This is a genomic window from Sulfurimonas sp. HSL-1656 (genome assembly GCF_039645585.1).
Taxonomy (GTDB): Bacteria; Campylobacterota; Campylobacteria; order Campylobacterales; family Sulfurimonadaceae; genus Thiomicrolovo; species Thiomicrolovo subterrani.
The window spans coordinates 315,750-336,685 of the sequence record NZ_CP147915.1 but is presented as its reverse complement, the minus strand read 5'-3'; the positions used below and the strand labels follow the sequence as shown (position 1 = coordinate 336,685).

At 61.8% G+C, this 20,936-nt stretch carries 20 protein-coding genes; 16 read left to right on the top strand and 4 right to left on the bottom strand.

The features are described from left to right. Positions 1-169 precede the first annotated feature (169 nt). On the top strand, positions 170-976 hold the full coding sequence (locus tag WCX49_RS01740) for an RMD1 family protein (RefSeq protein WP_345985865.1): 807 nt from the start codon (positions 170-172) through the stop codon (positions 974-976). Between the two features lie 6 nt (positions 977-982). Here WCX49_RS01740 and WCX49_RS01735 read toward each other — a convergent pair whose 3' ends face one another. After that, a complete protein-coding gene (locus WCX49_RS01735; protein ID WP_345985864.1) occupies positions 983-2,134 on the bottom strand; it encodes an SO_0444 family Cu/Zn efflux transporter in 1,152 nt (383 codons plus the stop codon). A gap of 160 nt (positions 2,135-2,294) precedes the next feature. Here WCX49_RS01735 and WCX49_RS01730 point away from each other — a divergent pair, with 160 nt between their 5' ends. From WCX49_RS01730 to WCX49_RS01695, 8 genes are all read left to right on the top strand, one after another. Beyond that, entirely contained in the window at positions 2,295-3,494 is a 1,200-nt protein-coding gene (locus tag WCX49_RS01730; RefSeq protein WP_345985863.1) for a TolC family protein, read from the top strand. After that, positions 3,491-4,495, top strand: a complete 1,005-nt coding sequence (locus tag WCX49_RS01725; RefSeq protein ID WP_345985862.1) for an efflux RND transporter periplasmic adaptor subunit — start codon at positions 3,491-3,493, stop codon at positions 4,493-4,495. Before WCX49_RS01730 ends, WCX49_RS01725 begins: the two co-directional genes overlap by 4 nt. 3 nt (positions 4,496-4,498) lie before the next feature. Then, positions 4,499-7,651 carry a CusA/CzcA family heavy metal efflux RND transporter gene (locus WCX49_RS01720; RefSeq protein ID WP_345985861.1) on the top strand — a complete coding sequence of 1,051 codons (3,153 nt, stop codon included), beginning with the start codon at positions 4,499-4,501 and terminating at the stop codon, positions 7,649-7,651. Then, complete coding sequence (locus tag WCX49_RS01715) at positions 7,648-7,959, top strand: hypothetical protein (protein WP_345985860.1); 312 nt, start codon at positions 7,648-7,650, stop codon at positions 7,957-7,959. The genes WCX49_RS01720 and WCX49_RS01715 overlap by 4 nt, the downstream gene beginning before the upstream one ends. Before the next feature lie 67 nt (positions 7,960-8,026). Then, positions 8,027-10,054 carry a copper-translocating P-type ATPase gene (locus WCX49_RS01710; RefSeq protein ID WP_345985859.1) on the top strand — a complete coding sequence of 676 codons (2,028 nt, stop codon included), beginning with the start codon at positions 8,027-8,029 and terminating at the stop codon, positions 10,052-10,054. A 20-nt stretch (positions 10,055-10,074) separates the two neighbouring features. Next, complete coding sequence (locus WCX49_RS01705) at positions 10,075-10,281, top strand: SHOCT domain-containing protein (RefSeq protein ID WP_345985858.1); 207 nt, start codon at positions 10,075-10,077, stop codon at positions 10,279-10,281. 65 nt (positions 10,282-10,346) lie between these two features. Beyond that, a complete protein-coding gene (locus tag WCX49_RS01700) occupies positions 10,347-11,000 on the top strand; it encodes a response regulator transcription factor (protein ID WP_345985857.1) in 654 nt (217 codons plus the stop codon). After that, positions 10,993-12,162, top strand: a complete 1,170-nt coding sequence (locus WCX49_RS01695) for a HAMP domain-containing sensor histidine kinase (protein ID WP_345985856.1) — start codon at positions 10,993-10,995, stop codon at positions 12,160-12,162. Before WCX49_RS01700 ends, WCX49_RS01695 begins: the two co-directional genes overlap by 8 nt. A 13-nt stretch (positions 12,163-12,175) precedes the next feature. On the opposite strand, the gene WCX49_RS01690 is transcribed toward WCX49_RS01695, so the two are convergent. Together WCX49_RS01690 and WCX49_RS01685 are read right to left on the bottom strand one after the other, a co-directional pair. After that, the gene (locus tag WCX49_RS01690; protein WP_345985855.1) at positions 12,176-12,778 is read right to left on the bottom strand and encodes a YeeE/YedE thiosulfate transporter family protein; all 603 of its coding nucleotides are present in this window, start codon (positions 12,776-12,778) and stop codon (positions 12,176-12,178) included. Further along, positions 12,771-13,283, bottom strand: a complete 513-nt coding sequence (locus tag WCX49_RS01685; RefSeq protein ID WP_345985854.1) for a YeeE/YedE thiosulfate transporter family protein — start codon at positions 13,281-13,283, stop codon at positions 12,771-12,773. The genes WCX49_RS01690 and WCX49_RS01685 overlap by 8 nt, the downstream gene beginning before the upstream one ends. Before the next feature lie 131 nt (positions 13,284-13,414). Here WCX49_RS01685 and WCX49_RS01680 point away from each other — a divergent pair, with 131 nt between their 5' ends. Genes WCX49_RS01680 through WCX49_RS01660 form a run of 5 tightly spaced genes read left to right on the top strand, consistent with a single transcriptional unit; the run spans position 13,415 to position 17,964 of the window. Then, complete coding sequence (locus WCX49_RS01680) at positions 13,415-14,335, top strand: AAA family ATPase (RefSeq protein WP_345985853.1); 921 nt, start codon at positions 13,415-13,417, stop codon at positions 14,333-14,335. Further along, a complete protein-coding gene (locus tag WCX49_RS01675) occupies positions 14,328-15,170 on the top strand; it encodes a DUF58 domain-containing protein (protein WP_345985852.1) in 843 nt (280 codons plus the stop codon). The genes WCX49_RS01680 and WCX49_RS01675 overlap by 8 nt, the downstream gene beginning before the upstream one ends. After that, positions 15,139-17,175, top strand: coding sequence for a DUF3488 and transglutaminase-like domain-containing protein (locus WCX49_RS01670; protein WP_345985851.1), 2,037 nt, complete (start codon positions 15,139-15,141; stop codon positions 17,173-17,175). Before WCX49_RS01675 ends, WCX49_RS01670 begins: the two co-directional genes overlap by 32 nt. After that, positions 17,165-17,617: a flavin reductase gene (locus WCX49_RS01665; RefSeq protein WP_345985850.1), complete on the top strand. Its 453-nt coding sequence runs from the start codon at positions 17,165-17,167 to the stop codon at positions 17,615-17,617. The genes WCX49_RS01670 and WCX49_RS01665 overlap by 11 nt, the downstream gene beginning before the upstream one ends. A 44-nt stretch (positions 17,618-17,661) precedes the next feature. Then, positions 17,662-17,964 (top strand): hypothetical protein, encoded by a 303-nt coding sequence (locus WCX49_RS01660; protein ID WP_345985849.1) that lies wholly within the window; start codon positions 17,662-17,664, stop codon positions 17,962-17,964. 29 nt (positions 17,965-17,993) lie between these two features. Here WCX49_RS01660 and WCX49_RS01655 read toward each other — a convergent pair whose 3' ends face one another. Next, the gene (locus WCX49_RS01655) at positions 17,994-18,947 is read right to left on the bottom strand and encodes an MBL fold metallo-hydrolase (RefSeq protein ID WP_345985848.1); all 954 of its coding nucleotides are present in this window, start codon (positions 18,945-18,947) and stop codon (positions 17,994-17,996) included. Between the two features lie 295 nt (positions 18,948-19,242). Between WCX49_RS01655 and WCX49_RS01650 the strand changes: the two genes are divergently transcribed. Both WCX49_RS01650 and WCX49_RS01645 read left to right on the top strand, forming a co-directional pair. Then, positions 19,243-19,953 (top strand): DUF434 domain-containing protein, encoded by a 711-nt coding sequence (locus WCX49_RS01650; RefSeq protein ID WP_345985847.1) that lies wholly within the window; start codon positions 19,243-19,245, stop codon positions 19,951-19,953. Between the two features lie 117 nt (positions 19,954-20,070). After that, positions 20,071-20,883, top strand: coding sequence for a M90 family metallopeptidase (locus WCX49_RS01645; protein ID WP_345985846.1), 813 nt, complete (start codon positions 20,071-20,073; stop codon positions 20,881-20,883). Positions 20,884-20,936 lie beyond the last annotated feature (53 nt).

The window sequence follows — 20,936 nt, the reverse complement described above, 5'->3', positions numbered from 1 at the left end:
TAATAGATGGTAGTGATGGCGATGCCTGACACAAAAAGTCACATTGTACTTTTATAACATTTATCCGTCAAGGCGGGGCCTGCCTAGATAATGCACAAACCGTTACACGGGAATACGGTTTTCCCCTTGAAACGTGCTATGCTTAACCATACAGACATCGGAGAGAAGCGTGAACACCAAATCGACCGAACTGCTCGCCCTCTACCTTCCCAAGCCCCTGAACTACAAGAAGCTCCAGCTCGCCCTCGGGGCGGAGATGCAGAAACGGCTGGAGGGGACCTACTATCTGCGCAAAGATGACTTTATCGTCGTCTTCACGCAGTTCAACGTACTGGCGATGGTCAACATGCCGCCGCCCGAACGCATTGCCCTGCTTCAGGCACTCGGGATCGATGCCGCCGAACATGACATGAAACAGATGGTCTACCAGGACTACAATATCTGCTTCGACCCGGCGCTGACCTCCCCGTTTACCGTCAGCAATGAAGCGATCACCCTTCAAAGCGCCTCGGATCTGAATATGGTCATCATCGCCTATGTGATCGCCCAGAGCGTTGCCCTGGACGTTTATGAACAGAAGCTGGCCGACTACTCCGAACGGAGCCGGACCCTGATCGAGGATTCCGACAGCTATTCGCTCTTCAAACGGACCCGTCTCGCCCGTTTCGCCAAGCAGCTCGTGCTTATCCGCCACGACCTCCTTATCGACCTCTACCTGCTGGACAAACCCAACATTTTATGGGACAACGCCGATGCCGAAGCGCTCTACAACAGCCTGGCAACCGCATTGGAACTCAGCGACCGTTTCGAAGTCGTCAGTTACAAGCTCGGCAGCATCAAGGACGATATCATCATGGTCATGGATATCACCAACCATAAGCACAGTTCGTTTCTGGAGTGGATCATCATCGTCCTTATCGCCGTCGAGATCGGCATGGGACTGATCGAGTGGTTCAAGCCCGCCTTTCTGCACTGAATCCCATCACGATTCGCAGCCGCAGGACTCCCCCGAACAGCATGCGGCCTCCTTTTTTCGGAACCACGGCTTGGCGATAAAGTAGAGCACCAATCCCCAGAGCAGCAGTGACGAGGCGACGGCGATGATGCCCGCCTCTTCATGCAGATGCACCAGTGCCTTCGGGTCGATCTCGGCCCGGATAAAGAGCCAGTCGAGCATGAGCCCGAAAACGACGCTGGCGACGGTGATGGTGCCCAGGTAGATGGCGAGGGCCCTTGTTCCCAGCATCTTTTTCACGACGCCGATGGTGACGGTGTTCGTCGCGGGGCCCGCGCTGAGGAAGACGAAGGCCGCCCCGGCGCTCACCCCAGAGAGCATCAGCCCCGCGGCAATCGGCAGCGAGGCCGTCGCGCAGACGTACATCGGCACGGCGACAGCGATGACGATGAGATAGGAGAGCCAGCTGTTCTCGGCCAGGAGCGTGCCGAGGTCCTCGGGGATCGCCACGGTGATCAGCGCCCCGACGATGAGCCCCCAGAAGAGCGGCTTGGCGATGTCGCCGAGCAGGGTCACGAAGGCGTAGCGCAGCGCACCGCCCATCGAGAAGCGTTTTTTCGTTTCCGTTTCGCAGCCGCAGCCGGAGCTGCAGCAGCTCGCCTCCTCTTTGGTGGGAGCGGCCATGCTGAAGCCGACCGGCGCGGCCTGTTTCGGCGGGGCGGCCATCGAGAAGGCCGGAGCTTTTTGGGCAGGCGCGGGCTCCGGCTCCGAACCGAACAGGTTCGTCAGGATCCCGGCGAGCATCGCCATCAGCATGGAGGTGAAGACACGGTAGAGGGTAAAGGCCCATCCGAACATCCCGTAGGTCGCGAGGATGGAATCTATGCCCGTGATGGGCGTCGAGATGAGAAAGCTGAGCGTCGCCCCGTGGCTCGCCCCGCTCTTCTTGATGGAGGTCGCCAGCGGGATCACCCCGCAGGAGCAGACCGGCAGCGGGATGCCGAAAAGGGTCGACTTGACGACGGAAGCCACGTTGTCGCTGCCCAGGTGCTTCGTGACCAGCGCGTCGGGAACGAGTTCGTGCAGGATCCCGGCGAAAAGGAGGCCGAAGACGATGTAGGGGGCCATCGCATTGCTCAGCTCGACCAGTGCACCCCAAAACAGAAGCAGAAACTCCATGGCTATTCCTTCATGCGAAAACGCTATTGTCCGACGAAACGTTTTATAACCCGCTTTTATCCGCCAAGCTTACCGTTTTTATGTCCGGGCGCTAAGGTTGACCTGCACACTTCTTACACACAGCCGCAGTATCATTCCCTATTCACTCAAAAGGAGACCGATGTTCCGCCCGCTCTTAGCCCTGCTGTTCGCTGCCGCCGCGCTCCGGGCCGAGGGGATCGACACCCTGATCGACCGCTCGCTTGAACAGCACCACTCGCTGAAGATGATCGAACAGCGCCTCGGCGCCTATGACGCCCTGGAGGACAAAAGTTCCCTCTTCGCCAATCCGGAGCTGCTTGTCGGCATCAACGACATCCAGTTCGACGACCCCATGGACCGGACCCTCGAGCCAATGCAGTTCACCTCCGTCAGTATCCGGCAGAAATTCCCCTGGTTCGGGAAGCGCGGCGCGGCGGGGGAGAAGGTGCGGGCACAGAAAGCCGTGCTTTTCGCCTCCCTCGAGGCGGCGCAGGCGGAGCTGGCCAAGCGGATCCGGCTGCGCGCCTACACCGTCGCCGAACTGAACGCGCGCCTGGGCGTCTTGCAAAACTACCTGGAACTGACTGAGCAGAACATCGCCCTTAACACGGCCTACGCCTCCACCCAGCGCGACCGCCACATGGGGATCATGTCCGCAGAACTGCTCCGCTCCGACATCGCCGTGCGCCGGGAAAAGCTCACGGCGATGCTCACGGCGCAAAAAGCGCGGCTGGCCTACCTCGTGCAGGCCCCCTTCGACACCGTCGAGGCCGATGAAGCGGTTGCGCCCCCGCCGCCGTTGGAAAATTACCTGCAGCGGCTGGAGAACAACCGGATCTACCGCGTCAAAGCAGCCGACCAGAAGGCCGCGGCGGCGGAGACAAAGGTCAAAGCACTCTCGGCCAACGCCGACCCCTTCGTGATGGTCGGCTACTACTACCGCGAAGCCCACCCCGACTACCTCAGCCTCACCGTCGGTGCGGCGCTGCCGCTCTACGGCGCGGAGCGCGACGACACCGAAGCGGCGCGGAAAGCGGAGCTGGCATCGGCGGAGGCAGCCGCCGACTACCGCCTGCAGCTGCGCAGCGAGATCGAAGCGGCCTACGCGGCGTTGACCGAGGCCTACCGCACCTACCGCATCATCACCGAGGAGAGCCTGCCCCAGGTGGAACACATGGTCGATCTCAGCGACGCGAAACTGCGCAGCGGCAGCGACCTCTTCAACTATTTCGACCTGCTCGAACGCAAGCTCCGGTTCGACGAACAGCGCATCGCCGCGAAAGCCGACTACCTCCGCGCCGGCGCGCGCCTCAAAGCATTGACGGGAGAGATCAAATGAGAAAACACATCCTAGTCCTCGCAGCCCTGCTGCCCCTGCTGCTTTGTGCCGATGAGCGGCCGAGCGTCGAACAGCTCTTCGCCGTCAAAACGGTCAAAGTACAGCAGACCAGCGCCGCGCGGGCGCAGACCAACTACGGCTTTGTCCGCGCCGAAGATTCCCGCATGTACGACGTATCGCCGCGGTTCGGCGGCTATGTTGAGAAACTCTACGCCGATACGCGCTACCGCCGGGTCAAGAAGGGCGAGGCGCTGGCCGAGGTCTACTCGCCCGAAGTGCTCCAGGCGAAGGAGGATTACCTCACCGCCCTGCGTTTCAACGCGACGCGCCCCAGCCCGGAGATGCTGCGCAGCCTCCGCGAAAAGCTCACCCTGCTCGGTGTCAGCCGCGCCGAGATCGACGCGGTCCGCTCCGGGATGAAAGCCGCCTCCCTCACCACGATCCACGCCCCGGCATCGGGGTGGCTTTTTGAAAAGAGCGTCGTTGAGGGCTCCGCCTTCAAAGCGGGCATGAAGCTTTTTACGATCGTCAACCTTGAGCGCGTCTGGGTCGAGGCCGCGCTCTACCAGCAGGAGCTGCCGCGGCTCGCCTCCCTGAGCGATTTCACGGTCAGCGTCAGCGGCGTGGAGCGGGCCTACCCCGCCAAAAAACTCACGCTCTACCCCGACATCGACCCCAAGGCGGCCACGGTCACCCTGCGTCTCGCCGTCGACAATCCCCGCGGCGAGCTGCTGCCGGGCATGTACGCCACGGTCACTGCGGCGGCGGCGGCGTTGCCGCTGCTCACCCTGCCCCGCACCGCCGTGCTGCGCAAAAACGGCGCATGGTACGTCTTCCGCGCCGGGGATTTCAAGGGGGTTTTCGAACCCGTCAAGATCGAGGTCAAACCCCTCGACAAGGATCGCTTCGAGGTCGTTTCGGGCTTGAACGCCGGGGATGAAGTCGCCGGCGACGCCCTCTTCATGCTCGACGCCGACGCCCAGATCAGCGGACTGGAGTAGGGAATGATCGAACGCCTTATCGCCTTCAGCGTCAAAAACCGGTTTCTCGTCCTTATGGCGACGCTCTTTCTCATCTTCGGCGCCTACCGGGCGATGATGACGACGCCGCTCGACGCCCTGCCGGACCTCTCCCCGCCCCAGGTAATCGTGCAGGTCACCTGGAAGGGGCAGAGCCCCGAGATCGTCGAGGACCAGGGGACCTACCCGCTGGTGTCGCAGTTCCTCTCCATCGCCGATATCCGCACCGTACGCGGCTTCTCCACCTATGAAAACGCGCTCGTCTACATCATCTTCAAGGAGGGGACCGATCTCTACTGGGCCCGCTCACGGGTCCTGGAGCAGCTGGCAAGCATCCAGAGCAAGCTGCCCGAGGGGATGGAAGTCGCCCTGGGGCCGGACGCCTCGGGGGTGGGCTGGGTCTATGAGTACGCCCTGACGTCGCAAACGAAGAGCCTCGCCGAGCTGCGCACCCTGCAGGACTACTACTTCAAATACGCCCTGATGGGCGTCGACGGCGTCAGCGACGTGGCGACCGTAGGCGGCTTCGTGCCGACCTTCCAGCTCACCGTGAACAACGACGCGCTTATCCGCTACGGTCTCTCCGTCGGCGACGTTGTGCGGGTACTGCGGCAAAATAACAACGATACCGGCGGGCGCATCGTCATCCAGAACGGTTTCGAGTGGATGGTGCAGGCGAAGGGCTACCTCGAAGACCTGGACGCCATCCGCGACCTCGTCGTCACCGTCAAAGAGGGCATCCCCGTCACCCTCGCGCAGCTGGGGAGAGTAGAGGTCGTGCCCGCCGCCCGCCGGGGGATGGCGGACCTTAACGGCGAGGGCGAAGTCGTCGGCGGGATCGTGATGGTGCGCTACGGCGAGGACGTCTACAGCGTCATCCAGCGGATCAAGGCGAAAATGGCCGCCCTGCACATCGACGGGGTCGACGTTGTCACCGCCTACGACCGCTCCGGACTGATCGACAAAGCGATCGGTACCCTCACGGACACCCTCGTCGAGGAGAGCATCATCGTCGTGATCATCATCGGCCTTTTCTTATTGCACCTGCGCTCATCGCTCATCGTGCTGCTCGTGCTGCCGCTCGTGATCGGGGCGACCTTCGGGCTGATGAAACTGGCCGGCATCGGCAGCAACATCATGAGCCTCGGCGGGATCGCCATCGCGCTGGGGACCGTCGTGGACGCGAGCATCGTCATGATCGAGAACGCCCATAAGCGGCTGCGCAAAAAACGCGGGGAGCTGGGCCGCGAGCTCACACCGTCTGAACACGCCGAGACGGTCGTGGCGGCGGCACAGCAGGTGGGACGCCCCATCTTCTTCGCCCTCGCCCTCGTCGTCGTCTCTTTCCTCCCCATTTTCGCGCTCTCGGGCGAGGAGGGGCTGCTGTTTACCCCGCTGGCCTTCACGAAGACCTTTGCCATGTCCGCGGGCGCGATTCTCGCCGTCACGCTGGTGCCGGTGCTGATGGTCCTCTTTATCCGCGGCCCCATCCGCGAAGAGACCGCCAACCCCATCAACCGCTTCTTCCTCTGGCTCTACCAGCCCCTGCTGGCGTGGGGACTGAAGCTGCGCTACGTCGTCCTGGCCGCCTCCCTCGCGCTGCTCGTCGCCATCGCGCCGCTGTACGAGAAGCTCGAGTGGGAGTTCATGCCGATGCTCAATGAACAAACGTTCATGTACATGCCGGTGACGCCGTTCGGGATCAGCATCGACCAGAGCAAGGCGCTGACGCAGAAGACGGACAAGATCCTCAAGAGCTTCCCGGAAGTGGAAACGGTCTTCGGCAAAGGGGGGCGTGCCGACACCGCCACCGATCCCGCACCCCTGGGGATGCTGGAGACGATCATCACCTTCAAAGACCCCTCGAAGTGGCGGGAGGGGATGACCTTTGAACAACTGCGAAACGATATGGAGGCGGCCCTCCAGGTCCCCGGGCTTGTCAACTCCTGGACCTACCCCATCCGCGGCCGGATCGATATGCTCCTAAGCGGCATCCGCACCCCCGTGGGCATCAAGCTTTACGGCAGCAACGCCGCGACGCTGCAGCGGCTGGCATGGGATATCGAACAGAAACTGATGCCGCTGCCCGAATCCCAGTCTGTCTTTGCCGACCGCTCCGCCGCGGGCTACTACATCGACATCGACATCAACGAAACGGCGCTGCAGCGCTACGGGCTGGCAAAGACGGCCCTGCTCGAAACCACCCGCGCGGCCATCGGCGGCATGAAGGTGACGACACTCTACAAAGGGATCGAACGCTACCCGGTCGCCCTGCGGCTCGAGGAGGATGAGCGGCGGAACCTCGACGATATCCGCGCCCTTCCTATCAAGACGCCGCTGGGATTCGTCCCCCTCACCACCTTCGCCGACGTCCGCTACCGCGAAAGCGCCTCGGTCATCAAGAGCGAAATGGCGACGCCGGTCACCTATGTCTACATCACGCCGCGCCCGGGTGTGGGCGCCGTCGCCTACAAAGAAGCGGCGCTGAAGGCCCTCGCGGACTTCCCGCTGCCGCCGGGCTACCACATGGAGTGGGCGGGCCAGGCGGAGTACCTCGCCTCGGCCATGGAGAAGATGCAGTGGATCATCCCGGCAGTGCTGGCGGTGATTTTGCTGCTCATCTACCTCTCGCTGCGCCGCTTCGCCGCGACCCTGATCGTCTTTTTGACGCTCCCCTTTGCGCTGCTGGGCGGCATTTTCTATGTCTGGATGCTCGGCTTTAGCATGAGCATCGCCGTCGTCGTCGGTTTTCTCGCCCTGCTGGGGATCGCCGCGGAGACGGCGATCGTCATGATCGTCTACCTCACCGACAGCGTGGAGGCCTCCCGCGCGGCGCTGGGCGACCGTTTCGATGCCGAGGCCCTGAAGGCGGCGATCAATGAGGGGGCCGTCAAACGGGTGCGGCCCAAGCTGATGACGGTCTTCTCCATCCTCGCCGGCCTCGCCCCCATCATGTACACCCACGGGGTCGGCAGTGAGGTGATGCAGCGTATCGCCGCCCCGATGCTCGGCGGGATCGTCACCTCGGCACTGCTCAGCCTCCTCATCATCCCGATTCTCTACGAGATGTACGAGCGGCGCCACTTGAACCAACAACCGGGCAACACTGCCCACGCCACACCAAAGGAAAACAGATGAAACAGACTCTTTATACCGCCGCGCTGCTCGCAGCGCTCATCGCCTTCGCAGGCTGCAGCGATCAGAAAAAAGCATCCGACACCCCGACGGCCGGGGCCATGAAATGCGGGGCCGGCAAATGCGGGGCCAATATGGTCAGCGGCAGCTCGGAGCTGGCGAAGAAACAGCGTGCGGTCCTCACCCAGATGTCTACGGACGATCCGCGCATGGGGTGCGTCATGAATGCGCAGACGGTTGAAGCGATTTACGACTGTGTCCGGGACCCCGACACCGGCAAGCTGACGCTGGAGTACAACGCGACGAAATAAACGACGGAAGGGACGTCTGCACACTGCGTGCACGGAAACGTTCTATGATAGCAGTGAGGAGAACGCCATGGAACACGATCATATGACGCACCATGAACATGCACATGCGCATGACCACTCCGAACATGCGGGGCATGGGCACGGCGGCATGGGACATATGCACCATATGGAGGAGATGCGGCGGCGCTTCATCGTTTCGCTGATCGTCACCGTCCCCATTCTGCTCTTCTCGCCGATGCTGCAGAGCTGGGCCGGTTTCCGCATCGATTTCCCTTACCGCGATGTGGCGACCGCGCTGCTCTCCACCTTCATCTACCTCTACGGCGGCAAACCCTTCCTGACGATGACGCTGGACGAGCTCAAAGCGCGCCGGCCGGGAATGATGACCCTGATATCGATGGCGATCACCGTCGCCTACGGCTACTCCGTCTCCACCCTCTTCTTCCCCGGCGGCAAAGCCTTTTTCTGGGAGCTGGCCACCCTGATCGACGTCATGCTGATCGGCCACTACATCGAAGCCAAAAGCATCCTCGGCGCCTCCAACGCCCTTGAAGACCTCGTACGGCTGATGCCCAAAACGGCAACGCGGCTGAACCGGGACGGCACCTCGGAAAGTGTCGACGTCAGTGCCCTGCAGCCGGGCGACCTCATCCTCGTACGGCCCGGGGAGAACATTGCCGCGGACGGCACGGTCGAAGCGGGGGAGAGCACCGTCAACGAAGCCCTGCTCACGGGAGAGTCCAAACCCGTCTTCAAGACCGCCGGAGCGACGCTCTTCATGGGGGCCCTCAACCTCGACGGTGCCCTGCGCGTCCGTATCGACAAGGCCGGCAGCGAAAGCTACCTGTCGCAGGTGATCGCCCTCGTCAAAGAGGCCCAGCAGAGCCGTTCGCATACCCAGGACCTGGCCAACCGCGCGGCCGGGTGGCTCTTTTATGCCGCGCTCGCCGCGGGGAGTGCCACCTTTGCCGTCTGGGCGGCGCTCGTCTCCCCCGCCGATGCCGTTTTGCGCAGCGTCACCGTCCTCATTATCGCCTGCCCCCACGCCCTGGGCCTCGCCGTACCGCTGGTCGTCGCCATCTCGACGTCGCTCGCGGCGAAATCGGGCATACTGATCCGCAACCGGCAGGCCTTCGAAGCCCTCCGCGGCATCGATACCATCTGCTTTGACAAAACGGGCACCGTCACCGAAGGGCGCCTCGCCGTCACCAGAACAGCCGCCACAGAAGATGACAATACAATGCTCGCCTATGCGGCCGCGCTGGAACGCGACTCCGAGCACAGCATCGCCCGCGCCGTCACCGCCTATGCCGACGCCCAGGGCCTCCGCCCGATGCAGGCCGAGGCCTTCAAGGCGATTCCCGGCATCGGGGCCTCGGCCCAGGTCGACGGGCATGCGGTCATGATCGGCGGCCCGCAGCTCCTTGAGCGCGAGGGCTTTGAGATCCCTCCGCCGCTGCGCCAGTTCGAACAGACGGCCTCGACAACGGTCTGGGTCGTCGTCGACCGCCGCACCGTCGGTGTCATCCTGCTCGATGACAAGATCCGCGACACCTCCGCGGATGCCGTTGCGGCACTCAAATTGCTCGGTATCCGGTCCTGGATGCTGACCGGTGACAACGAAGCCGTCGCCGCCGCCGTCACCGGGAAGACGGGCATCGACCGTTACCGTTCGGGGCTGTTGCCCGATGAAAAACTCGCCTTTGTCAACGCACTCCGGGAGCAGGGCAGACGCGTCGCGATGGTCGGCGACGGGGTCAACGACGCCCCCTCGCTCACCGGGGCCGACATCGGCATCGCGGTGGGCGCCGGTACGGACATCGCCATCGACAGCGCCGACATCATCCTCACGCAAAGCGACCTCTGCAGCGTCGTGGATGCCGTACGGCTTTCACGGCGCACCTACGGCAAGATGAAAGAGAACCTCTGGTGGGCGAGCGGGTACAACCTCGTCGCCATCCCCCTCGCGGCCGGGGTCCTCGCCCCCTGGGACATCGTCATCGGCCCGGCGTTCGGCGCCGTGCTGATGTCCATAAGCACCGTTATCGTCGCGCTCAACGCGCAGCGGCTGAAACGCCGTGACCTGATGGTGTAGTTTTCAACAAAGGAGAGAAGATGCATACCTTCGGCATGGGCTGGATGGGACTGTGGTGGCTGCTGCCTTTCATCATTATCGTCGCCGTGCTTTACGTGGCAACCGGACGCGACGGCCGCAGCCGCCGCTCCCGGGCCCTGGAGATCCTCGAGGAACGCCTCGCCCGCGGGGAGATCGACATCGGTACCTACGAACGCCTCAAGGCGGAGTTGACCGAAAACGACTGAAACGGCAAAAAGCCGCTTCTAACCGTGAAAAGATTAAACTGGGTGATTCCCAATGGAGGCGGGCCATGCGCATACTGCTGCTCGAAGACGACCCCGTACTCTCCGACATCGTCGGTGACTACCTCGCGGAGCATTACGAGACGGACCGGGCCTATACTTCCGACGAGGCGTCGGCCCTGATTGCGCAAAAGCACTATGACCTCTTTATTTTCGACATCAATGTCCCCGGCCGGAACGGCATCGCCCTGCTGCGGGGCCTGCGCGGAATGAACGTCACCACCCCCGCCATCCTCGTCACCGCCTACGAAGACACCGCACGGCTCAAGGCCGGATTCGATGCCGGTGCCCACGACTACATCCGCAAACCCTTCGCCCTCGAAGAGCTGCGACTCCGTATCGAGAACAGCAAACGCCTCTTCAACATCGAGCAGCGGGAGAAAATCCGTCTCGGCGACGACTGCCTGTACGACCCCGATGCCAAACGCATCGAAACGGAACAGGGTCGTCAATCCCTGGCGCCGAAAGAGGCGGCGATGCTGGAGTACTTCCTCGCCCACCCGGGGCGTACTCTCTCCACGGAGGAGCTGGTGCAGAACCTCTGGGAGTACGACCAGCTTCCCAGCGATGCGACCCTGCGTTCGCACATACGCCGCCTGCGCGAGCTGATCGGCAGCGAGCGCATCACCACCGTGCGCGGCATAGGGTACCGCTATGAATGAACTCGAAAAGCGCTCCTTCTACTCTTTCCTGGGACTCTATATCGTCTCGTCCTTTCTCTTTATCCTGCTGGCGGGTTTTTGGTACTACACGGCCCAGAAACACGCTTTCGAGAACAACGAGCACTACCGGCTGGAGCACATCGCGGACCGCATCGGCACGGCGATCATCATGGCCCATATGCATGGCACCCCCCTGCAGATTCCCGAACTGCAGGGCAGGGATATCCGCATCGCTCTGATCGGGACGGACGGTCGGCTTGTCTCGGGGGAACTTCCCGCAGGGCTCCTTCCCGACGGCCCCGACTACCGCGAATACACCGGACGGATGGTCCTCGTCTCCGACGCCCCCAAGGAGCACCTGCAGATCCGCTATGTCATCGTCAGTTCCGACGCGCTCTTCGGGGTGCTCTCAGAGCTGCGCGAGGTCGTGCTGGCGATGATGGCCGCCATCGCCCTGCTCGCCGCGACCGTCGCCTGGACCCTTTCCAAACTCTTTATGCGCCCCTTGCACCAGCGCGTCGTCCAGACCGAGCGGTTCGTCAGCGACGTCACCCATGAGCTCAACACCCCCGTGACCGCCCTCTCCATGGCGGCCGAACAGCTCCTGAGCGCCGGACGTTGCAGCGAGAAGACCCTGCGCAACATCACGGCAAGTACACGGCAGCTCTATGACATCTACCGCTCGCTGACCTACCTCAATTTCGCGCGCGAACCTGAGACCCCCCACGCCATCGACCTGGCCGGTGTGGCGGAAAAAAGCTCGGCCTACTACCGGCCGCTGATGGAGAGCAAACAGCAGACCCTTTCCCTTCAGACGCACCCGCTGTACTTTGCCATTCCCGAGGCGGAAGCGCAGCTGCTGCTGGGCAACCTCATCGGCAATGCCGTCAAGTACTCCCCGCCGGGAGCGACGGTACATCTGGAGATGAATGCGGGGTGTCTCATTGTCAGGGATGAGGGGATGGGGATTGCGCCCGAGCAGCAGCACAGGATCTTCGAGCAGTTCACCCGCGCCACGGAAATAGGCGGGGGGTTTGGGGTGGGGCTCTCCATCGTCAAACGGATCTGCGACGCCTACGGCATCACGCTGACGCTCGATTCAGCGGAGGGGAAGGGGACACAGTTCCGCCTCTGCTTCCCGCAAGAAGCGTCAGGGGTATAAAGAGGAGCGCGGCTCAACCGAGCCGCTTGAGGTCCGCTTCGTCGAACTCCTGCCGCAGCGGGATCAGGATGCTCACGGCGACCAGCGCGATCCCGAAAACAAGGATGGTGACGCTGCCGAAATCGCCGGCGACGCCGGTAAGGGTACTTTTGCCGAGGTCCGGCCCCATGAGGGGCTTGAAGAGCGGCTCATAGAAGAGGGTAAAGACGAGCCCGCCGAGCAGCCCGCCGATGGCCCCGACGAGGACGTCGATCCGACCCTCGGCGATGGATACGGGGCCCGTTCCCGGGCATTTGCCGAAGATCGCCATGGAGACGCCGAAGATCACCCCGCCGATAATGAGCCCGCCGAGCAGGATCGGTTTGATGTGGTAGTGCGCCCACCCCGCTTCGATCATAAAGTATAGCCCGATGCTTGCTACGCCTACGGCCAGGAAGAGCATCTTCGGCACGACCGTATCGCGCAGCATCGCGAACCCGGCGATCTTCTCGAACTTGTCGACACGGCTGTACTGGATGATCCCCCCGAAGAGGATCCCGATGACAAAGACGAGCGCGATAGAGCCGTGCCCCTCGTTCGCAACCGTTTCGAACATCCCCATGATACGCTCAAACATCCTGTGCCTCCTTCTTGTAGAAGAGACGTCCCGTAATGAGCAGGGTCGCCATCACGATGCCGCCGAAGATCATCGCGCTGATCGCCGTCTGGCTCATGCCGCTCAGGAAGTGCCCGCTGGTGCACCCCCCGGCCAGGCGCGCGCCGATGATCATGAAAAAGCCGCTCGCGAAGCTCCAGGAGAGGCGGGAGACGACGGAGCCGTTCTTGTACTTTTTCCATGCCGTCGGAATGATGCTGAAACGGAAGCTCTTGGTGATAAAGACCGAGGTGACGAACCCGCCGACCAGTGCGCCCAGCAGCATCACGCCCTCCCAGGCACCGGCACTGTCGATCTCTTTGAGATAGCCGTACTGTTCCGGGTCAAGGTTAAAGAGAAGCCCCGCAAAATAGGGGACATAAGTCGAAGCGCCGATGGGGCGGTCCGCCCCGAAAACGGAAAAAGTGAACATCAGCAGCAGCGCCATCAGCAGACCGCCGACCCACCAGGGAATACGCCTGATCATTACAACCCCTTATTAAATGTATTTTCTTTCATAATTATAATACAAATAAATGCAAACAATAAATCAATATTATTTTTAAAATCATTCAAACTTTTTGAGCATCGCAGCAATCCCTATGCTATCATAAGGCCATGAATGAGACCATCGCCCCGGAATTCCTGCCCCTTGTCGACGCCGTCGAAGCCCACCTGCTGGGCAAACGCCATGCCATTACCCTGACGCTCGCCGCCTTCTTCGCCGGGGGGCACGTCCTGCTCGAGGATATCCCCGGCGTCGGGAAGACGACCCTTGCCAAAACCTTCGCGAACGTCATGGGGCTCGATTTCGGGCGCATCCAGTTCACCGGGGACCTACTCCCCTCGGACATCCTCGGGGTAAGCTACTTCGACCAGGAGAGCGGCAAGTTCGTCCTGAAAAAGGGACCAATTTTCACCCAGTTCCTTCTCGCCGACGAGATCAACCGCTCAATGCCCAAGACCCAGTCGGCGCTGCTCGAGGCGATGGAAGAGCACCACGTCACCATCGACGGCAAAAGCCACGATCTCAAAGAGCCCTTCTTCGTCATCGCGACCCAGAACCCCCACGAAGAGGTCGGCACCTTCGCCCTGCCCCACTCCCAGCTGGACCGTTTCCTCTGCTCGTTCGGGATCGGCTACCCCGACAAGGAAGCGGAACGCGAAGTACTGCTGGGCGGCGGCAGCCGCGCCGGCGCGGCCGTGCCGCTGATCGACGCCGCGGCGGTCAGGGGGACGATGGAGGCCGTGCAGAACGTCCACCTCAGCCCGATGCTGCTGGACTACCTCCAGTCGCTCATCGCCTACACCCGCGACAGCGGCCGCTTCGTCTACGGCCTCTCGACCCGCGGCGCCCTGGCCATGGCCGCGATGACCCGCGCCTGGGCGCACCTGCACGGACGCGACTATGCCCTCCCCGACGACGTCCAGGCCGTGGCCGGCGAAGTCTGTCTCCACCGCCTCGCCTTCAAAGAGGGCGTCACGACCCTCTCACGCCTCCGCCATGAGCTCTTTTCGCACGTTTCGGCGGATGCGTAAACGCGTCCGCCAGCGGGCAACGCGTTTCAGCCTCCTTGTCGTCGTCCTGCTGTTCGGCCTCTTTCTCGAGGCCTATATGCACAACTTCAACCTCGTCTATATCACCCTCTTTTTCGTCTTTGCCAGCGCCTTTGCCGCCGGGCCGCTCGGACTGCGCAACCTCGGCTGCCTCGAAGCGGAACCCAGCGGCTGCGAACGGCTCTTCGCACGCCGCAGTGCACAGTGCCACTTCAAGATCCGCAACACCTCCGCCCTGGGGGCCTGGGCCGTGGAGCTCCACGGGGCGGGAAGCGTCCAACCCCTGCCGGAGATCCCCCCGCATACGACCGTGACCGCTACGCTGCCGCTCGCCCCGGAACGGCGCGGCCGCTTTGAAGCCGGCCCCTGCACGCTGCAGAGCCTCTTTCCCCTCTCGACGGTCCGTTTCGTCCTCGAGATCGCCAAAAGCTGCGAACACATCGTCTTCCCCGAACCCAAAGGCGAACCCCTGCGCAGCTTCCTGCTGCGGCGCCGATCCCCCTTCGGCGACGAAACCGATTTCGAGGGGCTGCGCAGCTACAGCGGTGCGGAGAGCCCTTCGCGTATCCACTGGCCCTCCGTCGCCAGGGGGGAACTCGCCGTCAAGCACTTCGACCGGGAGCAGCGGACGGAGACACTCCGGTTCGAATTCCTGCGCAGCGGCAGGGACGACGAAAGCCGCCTGTCGCAGCTGACCCTCTGGACCCTCGAATGCGAAGCGGCACGGCTCCCTTTCAGCATCCTCATGCCCCGCAGGGAACTCGACAGCAAAAAGGAGGGGATCGATGCGATTCTTACCTATCTGGCGCTCTACTGATCCCGCTGCAAAACAGCCGGGACGCATCGTCTCCAGGCTGCAGAGTTGGAGCGCTTCGCGCGAGCTCTTTTTGCTGGACCTCGCCTACCTCGCCGTCATCACGCCTCTGTTGCTGCTGCTCAAAGCCCCGATGCTGCTTTTCTTATTGCTCGTGCTCGTGCTCCTGCTCGCCGGGAAAAAGGGGAGTACGGCGACCCTCCTGCTCGTCGCCATGACCGGCCTGCTTGCGGTCTTTTTCTCCATTTACGGGGCCTTCAACTTCGCGGGCCTCTCAAGGCTGAAACTCTTCGTCGAACTGATCCTCTACCTGCTGCTGCTCGCCGTCAGCCTGCAGCGGCTCACCCGCACGATCAACTTCTACCTGCTCATCTCCCCCGTACTGCTGCTGGCCCTTTCGCTCTTCTTTTTCGACTCCATCGCGATGCTCGGCTACGTCGTTTTCGAGGTCTTCGTGCTGCTGTGGCTGATGCTCGCGCACCGCACCGGGGCCGATCCCCTCTTCAGCCTCCGGATCACGGGAATGCTCTTCGCTCTCTCCCTGCCCTGGGTCGTGCTGCTCTTTTTCTTCTTCCCCCGCATCTCCTTTGAGCACGCCTCCTACGGTTTCCGGGGCGACGACATCACCCGCACCGGCCACGACGGCACGATGCGCATGGACAGCGCCGCCCTGCTCGTACCCTCCGAACGCATCGTCATGGAAGTGGGGTTCCAGGGCACGATTCCTGCCGACGGGCAGCTCTATTTCCGCGGCAGCGTCCTCTACCGCGACAAAAAAGATCACTGGGAGCCCCTTCCCTCCTATGTCCGGAGGGCCTTTATTCCGGCACAGAATGCCCAAAGAGGAATGTACGGTTCCGCACAGCAGGTCACGGCCTACAAGGTGTCGCTCTACCCGACCCACAAGCAGTGGCTCTACCTCCTCGACCTGCCGCTGGAAGCCCCGGAGGGGGCCACGATCAACGCCGACTTCGAAACGACGCTGAAGAAGCCCATTGAGGAGCCCCAGCGCTACGATGCGGGATCGGCCCTGGTCTACCGCTACGGCGGTAGGACGGAGCGCACCGTGTTGTACTATGCACTCGACGTCAACCGAAGCGCCCATCCCCGCAGCGCAAAGGCTGCCGATACGCTCGCGGCAGCCAACCCCGACCCGGAACAGCGCCTCGGCGCCCTGTTGCGCTTTTTCCGTGACCAGAACCTCACCTACAGTCTGCGCCCGGAGCCCCTCGACCTCAACCATACGGCCGACAGTTTCCTCTTCGACAAACGCAAGGGGTACTGCGTCCATTTCGCCGGCGCCTTCGTCACCTTCTCAAGGCTCGCGGGCCTTCCCGCCCGCGTCGTCACCGGCTACAAAGCCGACCGCAAGAACAGTGTCAACAACTACCTCGCCGTCAAGGAGCGTGACGCCCATGCCTGGGCCGAGGTCTACGCCGGCGGCCGCTGGCAGCGTGTCGAGACGACGGCAACAGCCTCTTTCATTGACAACGAGAGCGCAGAGCTGCTGCGCCAGACCGGTACCCTCGAGGACAACAGCGACCGCCTCACCCGCCTGAACCTCTACCTGCTCTATGTCAAGTACCAGGTGGAAACCTGGGTGCTGCAGTACAGCCACTTCCGGCAGATGCGGCTGCTTGAAAAGATCAAAACGAACCCGCTCTTTGCCGCCAAACTCGCCGCCGCCTTTGCCCTGCTCGTGCTGGCCAGTGCGGCACTCTTCCTCTGGCTGCGCCGTCCGCGCTGCGGCAACAGGCTGCTCTGCCTGTTGCGCCCGCTGCTCACACGACTGCAGCGCAGCGGCTTCGTACGGGAAGAGGGGGAGACCCTGCATACGTTTTTCACGCGCTACCTCGCGGCCCACCCCGGCAGCGCTCTGGCCGACGTCGACCGCCTCTACCACCGGCAGCAGTACGGCAGGAACGAAGAGGATGCAGTACAATTCAAAAAAGCCATCCGCGCCTTTCTGCGCGAAAAACCCGCCAAAGGAAGCTCCGATGCTCATTAACTATGACGCTGCAAATGCCGGTGATATCTACAAACTGATGTCGCAATCCATCATCCCCCGCCCCATCGCCTGGGTCGTCACCGAGAGCGGCAGCGTCGTGAACGTGGCGCCCTTCAGCTACTTCACCGGCCTCTCCTCCAAGGAGCTCGAAGCCCACGTCAGCGAAGCCGAGCAGTTCGCCATTCCCCATACGCGTCCCGTACCGGGGTACCCGCCGATGATCGAGGGTGCCCCCATCGCCTTTTTCTGCGACTTTCACAGCGAAGTCGACCTGGGCGAGAGCAAAACGATCCCGCTTATCGTCGAGATCAAGGCGCAATTCGTCGACGACGCCTGCATCCCTGACAAAGAGCGTATGACGATCATCTTCGACCCCATCGCCCGCATCGGCAAAAGCTACGCCCATATCGGCGAAGAGCGCACACCGCCGCCGATCCCCTGATAAGGCTTTTTTTCTTACAGTAATAAGTGATAAAGTGAGGAAATATGAATAAAATCAGATGCTATCAACTGATTGGAGCAATTTTTGCCTCCATTAATTTTTTACTGTTTATGATGTTTTACCGCGTTGCAAGTGGTATGGATGCACAGTATCAATTAGCATGGCTACCATTGTCATTTATTGATTTTCCAATAACAACATTTTATTTTTTATTCATCTTTTTAGGCCTATCGCCAAACGCTGCAGCATTCATTACATTTGGAATACTAGGAACATCGTGGTGGTATTTCTTGAGCAGTTATATTGCGAAAAAATTCAATAAATGTCGCAGGGCACTCAATCCCTGAGTGCACCAAATCATGAAACAACGGATTCTTTATTCCTCTTTTCCGATTCGGCCGTCACGCCCCAGGTAGAACACGTCGAAATCTTCGGCAATGAACAAGGGGCCGTCGTAGGCTGAACGGACCTCCAGTTCTATTTCGCTTAATTCATGGGGGCTGCCCCTGCCGAACCGGGGGCTGATGTGCGTCGCGATGAGCGCGCCGACACCGGCAGCGCCCGCCGCGCGCCCAAGATCGCGGGCCGTCGTATGCAGCTGTTTTTCGACGAGGCTGTCGTAGATCGCCTGGGTATAGGTGCATTCGTGCACGAGCAGGTCGAGCCCCTCCAGCGCCTCGCCCAGTACGGAAGGCTCCGCATTGTCCCCGGCGATAAGAAGTGAACGTCCCCGCACCGGTTCCAGCATATACGCCTGCGGTTCGTAGACCCGCCCCTCATGGGTGACGGTCAGCCCCCTTTTCAGCTCCCCGTAGAGCGGGGAGGGTTCCAGGCCTTCACTGCGCAGCTTCGCCTCGTCGAGCCGATTGGCGGTGTCGTTCTCCCTGATCAGGAAGGCGTGGCTCTCGATGGAGTGCACCAGGGGCAAAACGGTGACGCGGAAGCGGTCAAAGATAAACTGCTCCCCCGGCGTGTACTCGATGATCTGCAGGTCGTACCCGAGGTAGTCGGCGTCGGTCTCCGTAAAGCAGTGAATGAATGCGGCGATTCCCCTGGGACCGTAAATGCGCAGCGGCCGGAAGGCCCGGTCCATCCGCTTGGAGGCCAGCAGGCCCGGTAGCCCGAAGATGTGGTCGCCGTGCATGTGGGTGATGAAGATCGCGGCCAGTTTTCCGACGGAGGGGCGCGTGCGCAGCAGCTGGTGCTGGGTCCCCTCCCCGCAGTCGAAGAGGTACCACCGGGGCTCCTGCTCCATCTGCAGTGCCAGCGCTGTAACGTTGCGCTCCTTTGTCGGTTTCCCCGCGCTCGTTCCAAGGAAGGTCAGTTTCATACGCATAGTATAGTACAATATAGGGGCATCTCTAGAAACCCTATGCGGTCTCAGCACCGCAGAGAATGTCATAATCAAGGCGACGCTTTGACGGCCTAGCCTAAGCTAAGCCGAAAAGTGGCAACGCCGAGTATGGCTTTTCTCTGCGGTGCCCTATGGGAGGGCTTTGGGAGCATGATCTTTCCTCCGTTTTCATCTTGACTTAGCTTAGACTAGGCCTGCGCCGAAAACAAAGAAAATCTCACGCTTCCAAAGCTCTCTGAGATGCGCATAGAGTTTCTAGAGGTACCCCTGAATGCGCAAACATCGTGGATTGGCCCCCGAAGACACCCTCTTTTTCGATCCGAAACGGCTTGCCGTGCTGCGGCAGGCCGTCGGCGACCTCTCGTGGCTGCTGCAGCGCGGCTACAGCACCAAGGCCGCCCTGACGCTGGTCGGCAACCATTTCCAGCTCGTCGAGCGCGAACGGCTTGCCATCGTCCACACCGCCGGTGACGGCGCACCGCGGCACACCCCCCTGACCTTCGAGGCGCTCCGGGGCCGAACACTCTGCATCGACGGTTTCAACCTGCTTATCACCCTCGAAACGGCACTGGGCGGCGGCATCATCCTTATCGGGACGGACGGCTGCTACCGCGACATCGCAAATATCCACGGCGCTTACGCCCTGCGGGCCGAGACCGAGGCGGCCATCTCCCTCGCCGCACATGCGCTCAAAGCGGCCGGGATCGCCGAGGCGCTTTGGCTCTTCGACCGCCCCGTTTCCAACAGCGGAAGGGTCGCCGCGCTCGTCAATGACACCGCGCAGAGGCTCTCCGTCCCGATGGAGGCGCTCACGGCCGACGAGGTCGATGCAAAAGTGAAACGGTGCGATGGCATCGCCGTCACCGCCGATTCGGAGATCCTCGCCAGCGGGGTCGCATGGTTCGACCTCGCCGGCCATATCATCCAAAGGCAGATCCCGGATGCGCGCCTTATCGACCTGCGTTCTCCCGCCGATGCTTAAGCCGTCCCTGAAGGCCCTGCACCCCTCAGACCCTCCTAAGCAAGCTGTGTTAAGATTGCACTATCAGACGGCCTCCCTGGAGTGTTGGCCGTTTGCTCCAACGAACGGGCGCATGCCATGACGTATCCTCTCGCGCTTTTATCCATCTTTTTATTACTGTTTTTGATCTGGGCTTTCATCGCCTTTTACCGCAGCCGCCGGAAAAAAATGCTCCTTGAAACCCTGCGCACCATGCCTTTTCCCGAGCAGTGGCGACGATATCTGGAGCGGACGGTCCACTACCCGCAGCTGGAACATGAAGCCCGCCGGAAGATCGAACGTGCCGTCCTGCGCTTTGTCCACACGAAGCCCTATAGCGGGGTCGGGCTCGAGGTGACGGAGGAGATGAAAGTCGTCATCGCCTTTTACGCCTGCCTAATGGTGCGGCACCGGCCCGAATCCTACGACTACCCGACGCTGGGCGGTATCATCATCTACGCCGACGGTTTCGTCGTCGACGAGTTTCACGACTACGGCGGGATCGTCTCAGAACAGCGCGCTGTCCTCGACGGGCAATCCTCCCACGACACCGTCGTCTTCGCCTGGCCCGACGTGGAGGCCGAAGCCTACCACCCCTCCGAATACAACGTCGTCATTCACGAATTCGCCCATCTCCTGGACTTCGAAGACGGGCTGACCGACGGCGTTCCGTTGCTTCCCAAAGAGAGCGCCCCCCAGTGGGAGCACCACATGGCGCGGGAGTTCAAGCACCTCACGGCCGCCACGGAGCACGGGCACCTGAACGAAAAGCAGCATCTCCTCGGTACCTACGCGGCCACGGACATGGCCGAGTTTTTTGCCGTCGCTTCCGAACGGTACTTTACGCAGCCCGACGCTTTTGCACACCACTACCCCGAACTCCACACCCTCTTTTCCGCCTACTACGGCTGACACTCCACCCCGTAAGATCGCCTTATCGAATTGAAAACCACTCTCAAATGACG

Excerpts from the sequence above, each read along its gene's own strand:
- WCX49_RS01685 (WP_345985854.1), bottom strand. The coding sequence starts at position 13,283 with ATGATCAGGCGTATTCCCTGGTGGGTCGGCGGTCTGCTGATGGCGCTG.
- WCX49_RS01665 (WP_345985850.1), top strand. The coding sequence starts at position 17,165 with ATGCTCATTAACTATGACGCTGCAAATGCCGGTGATATCTACAAACTG.
- WCX49_RS01705 (WP_345985858.1), top strand. The coding sequence starts at position 10,075 with ATGCATACCTTCGGCATGGGCTGGATGGGACTGTGGTGGCTGCTGCCT.
- WCX49_RS01680 (WP_345985853.1), top strand. The coding sequence starts at position 13,415 with ATGAATGAGACCATCGCCCCGGAATTCCTGCCCCTTGTCGACGCCGTC.
- WCX49_RS01730 (WP_345985863.1), top strand. The coding sequence starts at position 2,295 with ATGTTCCGCCCGCTCTTAGCCCTGCTGTTCGCTGCCGCCGCGCTCCGG.
- WCX49_RS01650 (WP_345985847.1), top strand. The coding sequence starts at position 19,243 with ATGCGCAAACATCGTGGATTGGCCCCCGAAGACACCCTCTTTTTCGAT.
- WCX49_RS01710 (WP_345985859.1), top strand. The coding sequence starts at position 8,027 with ATGGAACACGATCATATGACGCACCATGAACATGCACATGCGCATGAC.
- WCX49_RS01725 (WP_345985862.1), top strand. The coding sequence starts at position 3,491 with ATGAGAAAACACATCCTAGTCCTCGCAGCCCTGCTGCCCCTGCTGCTT.
- WCX49_RS01695 (WP_345985856.1), top strand. The coding sequence starts at position 10,993 with ATGAATGAACTCGAAAAGCGCTCCTTCTACTCTTTCCTGGGACTCTAT.
- WCX49_RS01670 (WP_345985851.1), top strand. The coding sequence starts at position 15,139 with ATGCGATTCTTACCTATCTGGCGCTCTACTGATCCCGCTGCAAAACAG.
- WCX49_RS01675 (WP_345985852.1), top strand. The coding sequence starts at position 14,328 with ATGCGTAAACGCGTCCGCCAGCGGGCAACGCGTTTCAGCCTCCTTGTC.
- WCX49_RS01735 (WP_345985864.1), bottom strand. The coding sequence starts at position 2,134 with ATGGAGTTTCTGCTTCTGTTTTGGGGTGCACTGGTCGAGCTGAGCAAT.
- WCX49_RS01690 (WP_345985855.1), bottom strand. The coding sequence starts at position 12,778 with ATGTTTGAGCGTATCATGGGGATGTTCGAAACGGTTGCGAACGAGGGG.
- WCX49_RS01715 (WP_345985860.1), top strand. The coding sequence starts at position 7,648 with ATGAAACAGACTCTTTATACCGCCGCGCTGCTCGCAGCGCTCATCGCC.
- WCX49_RS01655 (WP_345985848.1), bottom strand. The coding sequence starts at position 18,947 with ATGAAACTGACCTTCCTTGGAACGAGCGCGGGGAAACCGACAAAGGAG.
- WCX49_RS01700 (WP_345985857.1), top strand. The coding sequence starts at position 10,347 with ATGCGCATACTGCTGCTCGAAGACGACCCCGTACTCTCCGACATCGTC.
- WCX49_RS01645 (WP_345985846.1), top strand. The coding sequence starts at position 20,071 with ATGACGTATCCTCTCGCGCTTTTATCCATCTTTTTATTACTGTTTTTG.
- WCX49_RS01720 (WP_345985861.1), top strand. The coding sequence starts at position 4,499 with ATGATCGAACGCCTTATCGCCTTCAGCGTCAAAAACCGGTTTCTCGTC.
- WCX49_RS01660 (WP_345985849.1), top strand. The coding sequence starts at position 17,662 with ATGAATAAAATCAGATGCTATCAACTGATTGGAGCAATTTTTGCCTCC.